Here is a 10,795-nt window from a genome sequence, read left to right on the forward strand (position 1 = left end):
AATCCAACCTGCCACTCATCCTGGGTGCACTGGCTGTTGCTGCCGCGGCAGGCTTTTTCTTCATGAAGAAAGGCAAGGCTCAAGGCGAAGAAAAAGCAACCTAAGTTCTTTTTAGTGCGAATATTGTTCTGTCAAATTTTTAGCAGGAATAAAGATATGCAAAATAAATATGCAATGAAAACAAGAAATGTAAATGAAGTGGTCGCAATGTCGACTCATTCACGTTTAACCGCATGGCCCAGCATGATGTTGCTTGGACTGGTGCTGCTAACATTGCTTTCGTATTCGAATGCTGTTTTTGCGCATGCTTCCCTGGTTAAAGCTGAACCGGCTCGACGCGCAATGCTTTCGACTTCTCCCAAGCAAGTTCGACTCTGGTTCAATGAAGAAATCGAACCTGCTTACGCATCGCTGTCCGTACTGGATGCAGAGGCCAATTCTATGTCAGCAGAAAAGCCATCGGTCCATCCAGAGGATCCGAAGTCGATATTTGTCGAGTTGCCTGAACTGGCGCCTGGTCAATATACAGTCAAGTTTCGTGTGTTGTCGGTAGATGGGCATGTAGTCGATTCTGATTATAAATTCACTGTTAAAAATAAAAGATAGAGCGGAATAAAAGTGATAGAGATATTAGCGACGTTAGCTCGTTGGTCACAGCTTGTTGCCAATCTGGTTTTATTTGGGAGCTGTGTTTTTCTCGCAATCGCGGGCAGACACAGGGTCCTATTTGAGAATCCCTGGGTTGCACGGTTGGAACGTGCATTTCCCTGGCTGGCAGGAATCATTCTGATTGGCCTAGTAGGAATTCTGGCCACCACAACCGGTGAAGCAACTGGCGATGACGCTAACACGTGGCGGCCAAGCGCATGGCTGGAGATCATTCAGCATACCAATATGGGGCATATGTGGGCGATTAGAGCCATGTTTGCCGTGCTGCTGCTTGCTGCAGTGGTTTCCCTTCAATACATACGTCAGAGAGTAAAATGGCATTACGTGATATGTGCCGGCGTCGCGGCACTGCCATTGATTGCGGGTGCGCTTGTAAGCCACTCTGCTGCTGAAGAAAACTTTTTGACATATGTATCGATCTACTCAATCCATATTCTGCTGGCTGGAATATGGTTTGGTGCGCTCCCTGCATTCTTGTTGATTGTGTTTGATAGGAGCGAAACGGATTCCGAGAAGAAAAGGCTAACCCTCAATATTGAGGGTTTGAAAAGGTTTTCATCGGTGGCACTGCCCGTGATGCTGGTCATCATGATTACTGGTTTGATCATAACCGATCGCATGATAGAGGATGATTACCATGCGCTGGTGGCCAGTTCCTATGGTTGGCTGCTGAACACAAAACTGGCTTTACTGGCGGTCATACTTTTTATTGCCTATAAAGCGCGTGCCAAATGGTTGCCGGCATTTGAGCAAATGGCTATCCACTCTGATGAGTTGAGTCAACCTAAGGCGGATAAACAAACAACCTCCTTTTTTGCTAAATGGATGCCATCATTAACGGTTGAGCAGAAAGTAGAGCAAAGCAATTTACTTGAACCGAGTGCTGGGGTAGCAAAACTTAGAAAATGGGTGCGAGTCGAATTTGTTTTGGCACTCTTTCTGGTATTGTTTGCCACGATACTGTCCAATACCGTGCCTGCCAAGCATGAAATGGTTGAGCATTGGCCGTATTCGTTCAGGTTCTCGATCGCGGCGACGTGGGAGGATCCCGAGGTACAGCTCTATTTCTGGATCGGCATGACGATGCTGGGGGCGGGAATAGCCTCAATCTGGTGGGGATCCAAGCATCAATGGGACGCTAAAAAAAGAATTTTGTTGCCATCAGCCTTGATGGCAACCGCTATAGCCGTTGCCTTGCCAAAGTTTGCAGTTGATGCCTACCCTGAGACGTATCAGAACACACCGGTGCCATTTGATGCCATTTCAATTTCGAATGGCGCCAGGCATTTTGCCGAAAACTGTACCAGTTGCCATGGTCCACAAGGGGCGGGTAACGGGATTCTAGCCAAAACTTTCGATCCGCCGCCGGCAGATTTGCTGACCGAACCCCATACCGCCAGGCATACGGCGGGTGATTTCTTTCATTGGCTGAGTTACGGGCTTAAAAACACCGGCATGCCGGGATTTGCAGCTAATTTAACCGAAGAGGATCGGTGGGATACGGTTAATTATATGCATGCCATGTCACGCGGTTATCAGGCGCGGCTTATGAGCCCCAGCATTGTTCCAGGCCGACCTTCCATGGGGCCGCCCATCTTTCAATTTACCACCTACGATGGTTCAACAGGCATACTGAAGGATTACCGGGGGCGCTCGAACGTATTGCTTGTGTTTTTCAGCTGGCCTGATTCGCAGCACAGATTGGCGGAGTTAAGTGATATGCGTGGCAAGCTGCGAGATCTTGAGACCGAGATTCTTGCTGTGCCAATGGATGAATATAGTGGAGAAATTTTGTCTGCTTTGGCGTCTGAACATTCCTATCCTTTGGTGACTGAGGGATGGCATGAAATCAGGAATAGCTATATTTTGTTCAGAAGGACGTTGACTCATCCAGATATTTTGGGTGAGGGAAATATTCCAGATCACATGGAGTACCTGATAGATCGTTATGGCTATTTGCGTGCCAGATGGATCCCTGCTGTGGACGAAAGCGGTTGGGATGACACGAATCAGCTCACTAGACAACTCAGCCAGCTGAATCAAGAGGGAGAAATATTGCCTCCGCCGGATGATCACGTTCACTAATTCTGGACGATGACCGGGCGCCGCCAGTCAGTTTTGTATAAGGCGGCGTCAGCCGGAAGGAATGTTCGATCATGTGGTTTCATGCTGAATTGCCGGATAGGGAAAGCGAATGACCGGATTTTTTATAATAAACGATAAGGATTTGTGATGAAGAATGTTCTGTTAGTTGCTATTTTTCTAGGAATGGCTACTGCGATTCCAAATATAGCCTTGGGGCACACTGATGAATACTTGGCAACGGTGGAAGCGCCGCATGGTGGCCAATTACGCATGGCTGGGCCCTTCCATCTCGAATTGGTGGCTAAAGACGGAGAGTTGGAATTATATGTGACAGATCACATGGATAATGATATTCCAACCGCAGGTGGATCTGGCAAAGCAAATGTCTTTGATGAAACAGGGGAAAGAATATCAGTACCGCTTACGCCGGTATTTGGCAATTTAATGAAGGGGGCGGGCGAATTCAAAATAACGCCTGAGACCGTCGTTTCGGTATTCGTTGTGCTTGAAGGATATGAAACACAGGGTGCGCGTTTTACACCGCTAGCACCCAAATCTACTACTGAAGACAGTGCACATGACCATCATGACCATCATGACCATCATGACCATCATGACCATCATGACCATCATGGCGATGATCATAATAACCATGGTAGCCATGAAGAGGACGAATAGGAAGGCCAAAATCAGCCGTGAGTGGAAGAAGCCTATGCAGTCTTAGTGGTTGTGCTAGAACAATCGATTGATAATTGGTTTTATTTTCACGGCATTATTAAATTTCAACCAGACAGTGACTCTGGCTGTTATAGCCAGAGTCCATCAGCTTAATAATATGTAAAAAGCTGTTTGCCTAATTCCATAATTGTGCCGACTCTCCTATTCTGACTTATCCTAGTCGGATGCGTAGTTGAATCTGATAATATTAGCGAAGATGTGCACCAGTTCACATAGGCTAACATGGCCGTTGGAGGAGCTGACCTATTTGAACGGTACCAAATACTCGGTAAAAATTTTGTAGCAGCTTGCCAGCTGAACGTTTCGGCTCTGGATCGTGCCTGCGCACGAGGGATGGCAAGTGCTTGCTGGGTTGCTGCAGATAGATCATGGGACATGACGCCAGCTTGGCTTGACCCGATGACCTCTAACGGGCCATCAACGGGCAAGCATGCGACCGGTGTGCCGGTTGCCATGGATTCTAGCAAAACAAGCCCAAAGGTATCCGCTGTGCTGGGGAATACAAAAACATCAGCGCTGGCATATAGATTTCTTAGCTCAGCGCGAGGCAATATACCCAGCCAATATATATTGGGATAAGCCTGCTTTAGATGCCTTTCCAAAGGTCCTGCACCGCAAACTATCTTGCTGCCTGAAAACCGCATTTCTAGAAAGACTTGAATATTTTTTTCATAAGATATCCGGCCAACATAAAGTGCAATGGGCCGCGGTATGTCGCCTAGCATAGGCGCTTGAATAGGCTGGTCATGATAGTTGAAAAAATCAACATCTACCCCATGCGTCCAAGCTCTTAAGTTGTGAAATCCACGGTCGTGCAGGCCGTTTAACACAGACTGGCTAGGAACCATGACACCAGCGGAAGATTGGTGAAATTTCTTGAGAAAAGCATATCCCCATGCGGTGGGTACGCCTGTGGCGGCCTTCAAGATTTCTGGGAATTTGGTATGGAATGCGGATGTAAATGACCAGCCAGCTTGCTTGCACAGGGCGCGTGCCGCCCACCCTAATGGTCCTTCGGTAGCGATATGAATGGCGTTGGGCCTAAAATCCGCTAACAGGCTTCTCAAGGATGTTTTGGGGAATACGGCAAGATCAATACCAGGATAGCCTGGGCAGGGATAGGTTTTGAATAGCCCTGGGTGGATAACGCGAACTTGATAATCCAGTTTTTCAAGTTCCTTGATTAATTCCAGCAATGTGGTGACGACGCCATTGACTTGTGGTTGCCAGGCATCTGTAATCAGGGCCAGCCTCATGACAATGCCCTATCGGTATCATCAGACTTTACGGAGACGGGCAGTTGTCTGGGTATTTTGTCGATTGAGCCTGGGGATGAGAGTTCTGTAGCAGTAACTTCTTGCCGTTGTGCCCATTTGACCAAACCGATGCTGCCGTCATGATGTTCAACCAGCGCTGTCAGGCTTTCAACCCAATCTCCATCATTGCAATAGAGAATGCCATTGATTTGGCGAATTTCAGCATGATGAATGTGCCCGCAGATGACACCATCCAGTCCTTTGCGTTGGGCTTCATTGGAAACGGCTTCTTCAAAGGAGGAGACATAATTGACGGCAGTTTTGACCTTATATTTCAAATACTGGGATAGCGACCAGTAAGGTAACCCTAGACGTGCTCGCAATGAGTTCAGGTAGCGATTCAGTTTCAATGACAATTCGTAGAGATTATCGCCTGCGTATGCGAGCCATTTCGCGCATTGTATGACGCCATCAAAATAATCTCCATGCACTACCCAAAACTTGCGGCCATCTGCTGTATGGTGGATGGCTTCTTCCAGTATTTCGATGCCGCCGAAGGAATGTCCGAGAAATTGTCGTGCGAACTCATCATGATTGCCGGGAATGAAAATTATTTTGCAACCATTTCGTACCCGACGGAGTAATTTCTGGATAACATCGTTATGAGCTTGTGGCCAATACCATCCTCTGCGCAATTGCCATCCGTCAATAATATCGCCTACCAAATACAACTGTTCACAAGGATAGGCTTTTAGGAAGTCGAGTAATTCAGTTGCCTGGCAGCCGGGTGTTCCCAAATGGAGGTCTGAAATAAAAACCGCGCGTACTTTAGGTTTTGGAATGTCTGATTGGTAGTGCTGTGATTCAACCGGTGAATCTGAAGGTGTCAACGTAATGCGATTAAGATACTTTGCACTGTTCATGATTGCCCCATAAAGAGTTTGAAATCACTTGCGGTTAAATAAAAAATGGTTGTCAACATGAGTAGATTCGCTAACTTGAAATGAGGATTCCGTGGGAAAGGGGAGCCAGGAATGCTTGATAAACTAGGCATACGAAGGAATAAGCGATTCAAAACGAAGTAATATTAGATTTGCGATCGCGAAATGCAGCCAGGATATTTGGATCGTAATGGTCTCGAGATTCGATATGAATGCGTTTGTATGCCCAAAAAACCGGAACGTCATAAAAGTGCTGTGCAAAATACATCTAGAATTAGCGCTCTGAAGCGTGTCATATGTATTTCCGTGCATGGAAAGTAAGCAAATAATTAACGGTTGCGGGACGTAGATTGAAAGCAGTCCAGGTGTAATACCAGACTAGGAAAATGCGCAGAATTGATTGGCAAGAAAGGCATTTGAGCCTAGCTCCTGAATCAGTCCGATATTCATCGCACAGCAATAACAGCCATTTTTGTTGAGAATCATGACGTACAGATGTCGGGCGTATTAAATTCAGATGACAGTTGTTTGACCGATTCAGCACACAAGAAAAGAAGAACTAGAAACTAGGAGGCTGACCGAGAATGTCGATCGTAGCGAGGGCGAAACTGGCTGAGCGGGATTTTTAGATCATATGAGGCGAATAGTCGCTCTATTTAACGAAAAAGATCGGAAAATTCTGCCTGGCTGATTCGCAGTAGATCAGTCTATTTCGGACAGCCTCCTGGCAGTATTGCAGAAGGTTATAGGGTGGCGTTCAATTGGGTAATAGCACCATGAAGCGCGTAACATAATAATCTTCACAATTTCGAAAGTGAAAATGCCGCAAAAAAGTGTAGGTGCGTGGAGGGGGCTCGTAGTTAGAGGCTGCGAATCAAACGTAGTGTGACAAAGCAACCAGGCAAGGTAAAACAAGCCGGGCGGGGGTGGTGAAATTACGCAGATCAGAATCACAGGATCAGCAGTAATGAGTCGCGAAGAAATGCGATTGAAAAGTAGTCGTGATGGATCGTGATGATGTTAGCGGTTGAAAAAGGTGGTCAATAAATTTCCACGCGCATTCCAGGTTTAAGCCAGTAACTAAGCATATCTATCTGGTCGTTGGTCAGTGCGATGCAGCCGTTAGTCCAGTTGTAAGTAGCGTGTATGGTAAGATCACCTTTTCCTAGGCCATGAATCCCAAGGTAGCCTCCGAGTGGAGTATCCTGAGGAGGGATGCCGTTCCTTTCAATAGCATCAATAATAGTTTGCCATACCTCAAGTGATATGCGATTCTCCGCCAAAGCCAGATCGGCAGCCTCGCGATTGGGGTAATTAAACCCAAAAAAACGATAAAACCGGCTGTCGGGTTTAACCCAGGCAATACGAAAAGTACCGATGGGCGTTTGATTGCTGCCTTTCATTCGATGCTTGCTAGCACCATAACGCCCGATTGAGATGTTCTCCAAAAGCAGCTGGACATTATCATTCTGTATCACTTTTAAATGTAAATGGGTGGTATCAACGACGATCCAAGTCTTGGTCTCTGCCTTGCAATCAGGTGCAAACAAGAAAACAGTAGTTAAGCTAAAAATAACGGCGATTAAATGGACTTTTAGCAATGTTGTCGATTTGAACAGAATGGACCACCCATCCAGGATAATAAAGATTATAGACCACAATACGTTATAGCAAGATAAGCGATGTGATTGCTTGACATCAGGTTAATAACGCCATAGAATTCACAGTCTTTTTTAGCCGCCCAGTAAACCGGGTGCAAGCTAATAGTATATCTCGAGAAACAAGCTAGGTAGTAACTCGTTAGCAAAGCTTGTAAAAGTGGGCGCAATATCAACACGGCTAACGCGCTAGGATAAGATCGTAGAAATAAGTATTAAGGATAATTAGGAAGCGAAATGCCAACCATCAGTCAATTAGTACGCAAGCCAAGAAAAGCGAAGCGGGTAAAAAGCAAAGTGCCGGCGCTTGAAAGTTGTCCGCAGAAGCGGGGTGTATGTACAAGGGTGTATACAACAACACCTAAAAAGCCAAATTCTGCGTTGAGGAAAGTGGCGAGGGTACGGCTGACAAATGGCTACGAAGTAAGTAGTTATATTGGGGGTGAGGGCCATAATTTGCAGGAACATTCGGTGGTGCTGATACGTGGCGGAAGGGTTAAGGATTTGCCTGGTGTGCGTTATCATACCGTGCGTGGCAGTTTGGATACGGCGGGAGTTAAAGATCGCAAGCAGGCGCGCTCCAAGTATGGGTCCAAAAAACCAAAAAGCGCATAAAAGTGGCAATACAGTAAGCGCAGCAGAAGAGATAACCAAGAGGTAATGAAATGCCTAGACGTAGAGAAGTGCCAAAAAGAGAAATTTTGCCAGATCCAAAATATCATAATGTCGAGCTGGCCAAGTTCGTGAACGTGTTGATGACGCGCGGAAAGAAATCAGTGGCCGAGCAAATCATATATGGTGCGCTGGATCAGGTGGAGAAAAAGACAGGAAAAGATCCGGTGGAAGTTTTTACGCTGGCGTTATCGAATATTCGGCCTGTGGTTGAAGTGAAGAGTCGTCGAGTCGGTGGTGCGAATTATCAGGTGCCGGTGGAAGTGAGATCGGTGAGGAGAAGTGCGCTAGCGATGCGATGGTTGCGTGATGCTGCGCGTAAGCGTGGAGAAAAATCGATGGGTCAAAGGCTGGCCAATGAATTGATCGAGGCGTCAGAAAACAAAGGCGCAGCAATCAAGAAAAGAGAAGAAGTGCATCGCATGGCTGAATCGAATAAGGCTTTCTCGCATTTCAGATTCTGAAGCAAGATTGTTGCATATTAAGAAATGGAGTCAACCTAGTAACTGTGTTGGATTCAGGAAGCTGTGGATTGTCAGTAAATAAAACCAGGATTTAAGATTGTGTCAAGAAAAACCCCGCTAGATCGATATCGTAACATCGGTATTATGGCTCATATTGATGCCGGTAAAACAACTACGACAGAACGTGTTTTGTTTTACACGGGCGTGTCTCACAAATTGGGTGAGGTACATGACGGAGCTGCCACAATGGACTGGATGGCGCAAGAGCAGGAACGTGGCATAACGATCACTTCTGCTGCGACCACCTGTTTTTGGAGAGGGATGGCGGGGAATTATCCTGAATATCGTATCAATATAATCGATACGCCTGGGCACGTAGATTTTACAATTGAGGTTGAGCGCTCATTGCGTGTGCTGGATGGCGCATGTACGGTATTTTGTGCCGTGGGTGGCGTGCAGCCTCAGACAGAGACAGTTTGGCGGCAAGCGAATAAATATAAAGTGCCGCGTTTGGCGTTTGTTAACAAAATGGATCGATCAGGCGCAAATTTTATGCGTGTGCATGATCAGATTATCACGAGATTGAAAGCAAATCCTGTGCCCATACAGCTGCCAATTGGCGCGGAAGATCGCTTCGCTGGCGTGATCGATTTGGTAAAAATGAAGGCCATCCACTGGGATGAGGCGAATAATGGGGTGAGCTTTGAGGAGCGAGATATTCCATCAGACCAGTTGGCAGACGCGCGGTCATGGCGTGAGAAAATGGTTGAATCTGCTGCAGAGGCAAGTGAGGAGCTGATGAACAAGTATCTCGAAGAGGGAGACTTGTCTGCAGAGGATATCAAGAAAGGTCTGCGAGTAAGAACGATTGGCAATGAAATTGTGCCCATGTTATGCGGTACCGCTTTTAAAAACAAAGGCGTTCAAGCAATGCTGGATGCGGTGCTGGATTATCTGCCATCGCCCTTGGAAGTGCCCGCAATTCAGGGTGTAAACGAAGACGATCAGCCAGGAAAGCGAGAATCCAGTGATGATGCGCCGTTTTCGGCACTTGCATTTAAGATAGCGACTGACCCGTACGTGGGGCAGTTGATATTCTTCCGAGTTTATTCAGGTGTGGTGAAGTCAGGGGATTCGGTATATAACCCGGTAAAGGGTAAGAAGGAGCGTATTGGTAGATTGCTCCAGATGCATGCCAATCAGCGGGAAGAAATCAAGGAGGTCCGAGCTGGAGATATTGCGGCAGCGGTTGGGCTTAAAGAAGTCACGACTGGGGATACTTTGTGTGATCCCGAGCATGTAATTACCCTGGAAAGAATGGAATTTCCTGAACCGGTAATACACGTTGCAGTCGAGCCCAAGACCAAGCTTGATCAGGAAAAAATGGGGATAGCCCTTAATCGACTGGCACAGGAAGATCCGTCCTTTAGAGTAAGAACTGACGAAGAATCGGGACAAACAATTATCTCGGGTATGGGTGAGTTGCACTTGGAGATTATTGTTGATCGTATGAAGCGTGAATTTGGCGTGGAAGCGAATGTAGGTGCGCCGCAGGTGGCTTATAGAGAGGCAATCAAGAAACAGGTTGAGGTTGAAGGTAAATTCATCAAGCAAAGTGGTGGACGGGGTCAATATGGGCATGTCTGGCTACGAATGGCTCCCAATACACCCGGTGAAGGATTTGCGTTTATAGATGAAATTAAGGGTGGTGTTGTACCGCGAGAGTATATTCCAGCAGTTGAAAAAGGTCTTAACGATTCTCTGAGTAATGGTGTGCTAGCCGGCTATCCTGTTGTTGATGTGAAGATAGCGTTATTCGATGGTTCCTATCACGATGTGGACTCAAATGAAAATGCATTCAAAATGGCTGCATCGATAGCATTCAAGGAAGGAATGCGTAAGGCCAATCCAGTTTTGCTGGAGCCGATGATGGCAGTGGAGGTGGAAACGCCTGCCGAATTTATGGGTAATGTGGTTGGAGATTTATCTTCGCGCAGAGGTATCATTCAGGGCATGGATGATACCCCCGGGTTCAAAGTCATCCGTGCAGAAGTTCCCTTGGCGGAAATGTTTGGTTATTCAACTATTCTGCGTTCGGCTACGCAGGGCAGGGCCACCTATTCCATGGAATTTAAGCACTATTCAGAAGCACCTAAAAATGTAGCTGAAACGATCATCAATAAGAAATAGCGTAACAACTGTATACGACAAGGAACAAACAGCATGGCAAAAAGCAAATTTGAGCGGTCAAAACCACATGTGAACGTGGGAACCATAGGTCATGTGGATCATGGAAAAACAACACTGACGGC

General features: G+C 46.6%; 10 protein-coding genes. 7 read left to right on the top strand and 3 right to left on the bottom strand.

The window, feature by feature from the left end; all coding sequences use genetic code 11:
• Positions 1-156: 156 nt before the first annotated feature.
• The 3 genes from BLV85_RS13025 to BLV85_RS13035 all read left to right on the top strand — a co-directional run bounded on the left by BLV85_RS13025 (position 157) and on the right by BLV85_RS13035 (position 3,432).
• A complete protein-coding gene (locus tag BLV85_RS13025; protein ID WP_245725220.1) occupies positions 157-606 on the top strand; it encodes a copper resistance CopC family protein in 450 nt (149 codons plus the stop codon).
• Positions 607-750: 144 nt separating this feature from the next.
• Positions 751-2,754 carry a c-type cytochrome gene (locus BLV85_RS13030; RefSeq protein WP_342707109.1) on the top strand — a complete coding sequence of 668 codons (2,004 nt, stop codon included), beginning with the start codon at positions 751-753 and terminating at the stop codon, positions 2,752-2,754.
• Between the two features lie 147 nt (positions 2,755-2,901).
• Positions 2,902-3,432, top strand: a complete 531-nt coding sequence (locus tag BLV85_RS13035) for a hypothetical protein (RefSeq protein ID WP_176974043.1) — start codon at positions 2,902-2,904, stop codon at positions 3,430-3,432.
• Between the two features lie 149 nt (positions 3,433-3,581).
• Here the strand turns inward: BLV85_RS13035 and BLV85_RS13040 are convergent, their stop codons facing one another.
• The 3 genes from BLV85_RS13040 to BLV85_RS13050 form a co-directional block, all read right to left on the bottom strand.
• Positions 3,582-4,748, bottom strand: a complete 1,167-nt coding sequence (locus BLV85_RS13040; protein WP_090415674.1) for a glycosyltransferase family 4 protein — start codon at positions 4,746-4,748, stop codon at positions 3,582-3,584.
• Positions 4,745-5,671 carry a UDP-2,3-diacylglucosamine diphosphatase gene (locus BLV85_RS13045; RefSeq protein ID WP_090415675.1) on the bottom strand — a complete coding sequence of 309 codons (927 nt, stop codon included), beginning with the start codon at positions 5,669-5,671 and terminating at the stop codon, positions 4,745-4,747. Before BLV85_RS13045 ends, BLV85_RS13040 begins: the two co-directional genes overlap by 4 nt.
• 1,058 nt (positions 5,672-6,729) lie before the next feature.
• A complete protein-coding gene (locus BLV85_RS13050) occupies positions 6,730-7,290 on the bottom strand; it encodes a L,D-transpeptidase family protein (RefSeq protein ID WP_245725221.1) in 561 nt (186 codons plus the stop codon).
• Between the two features lie 294 nt (positions 7,291-7,584).
• Between BLV85_RS13050 and rpsL the strand changes: the two genes are divergently transcribed.
• From rpsL to BLV85_RS13070, 4 genes are all read left to right on the top strand, one after another.
• Complete coding sequence (rpsL, locus tag BLV85_RS13055) at positions 7,585-7,962, top strand: 30S ribosomal protein S12 (protein ID WP_090415676.1); 378 nt, start codon at positions 7,585-7,587, stop codon at positions 7,960-7,962.
• A 50-nt stretch (positions 7,963-8,012) separates the two neighbouring features.
• A complete protein-coding gene (gene rpsG, locus BLV85_RS13060; RefSeq protein WP_090415677.1) occupies positions 8,013-8,483 on the top strand; it encodes a 30S ribosomal protein S7 in 471 nt (156 codons plus the stop codon).
• A gap of 99 nt (positions 8,484-8,582) precedes the next feature.
• Positions 8,583-10,673, top strand: coding sequence for an elongation factor G (gene fusA, locus BLV85_RS13065; protein WP_090415678.1), 2,091 nt, complete (start codon positions 8,583-8,585; stop codon positions 10,671-10,673).
• Between the two features lie 33 nt (positions 10,674-10,706).
• The coding region (locus BLV85_RS13070; RefSeq protein WP_074720022.1) for a GTP-binding protein at positions 10,707-10,795 on the top strand (89 nt) is incomplete at its 3' end.

It is taken from the genome of Nitrosomonas halophila, assembly GCF_900107165.1.
Classification (GTDB): Bacteria; Pseudomonadota; Gammaproteobacteria; order Burkholderiales; family Nitrosomonadaceae; genus Nitrosomonas; species Nitrosomonas halophila.

What these genes read in the sequence shown, in the direction of transcription:
- BLV85_RS13025 (WP_245725220.1), top strand. Translation starts at nt 157, where the DNA reads ATGCAAAATAAATATGCAATGAAAACAAGAAATGTAAATGAAGTGGTC.
- BLV85_RS13035 (WP_176974043.1), top strand. Translation starts at nt 2,902, where the DNA reads ATGAAGAATGTTCTGTTAGTTGCTATTTTTCTAGGAATGGCTACTGCG.
- BLV85_RS13040 (WP_090415674.1), bottom strand. Translation starts at nt 4,748, where the DNA reads ATGAGGCTGGCCCTGATTACAGATGCCTGGCAACCACAAGTCAATGGC.
- BLV85_RS13045 (WP_090415675.1), bottom strand. Translation starts at nt 5,671, where the DNA reads ATGAACAGTGCAAAGTATCTTAATCGCATTACGTTGACACCTTCAGAT.
- rpsL (WP_090415676.1), top strand. Translation starts at nt 7,585, where the DNA reads ATGCCAACCATCAGTCAATTAGTACGCAAGCCAAGAAAAGCGAAGCGG.
- rpsG (WP_090415677.1), top strand. Translation starts at nt 8,013, where the DNA reads ATGCCTAGACGTAGAGAAGTGCCAAAAAGAGAAATTTTGCCAGATCCA.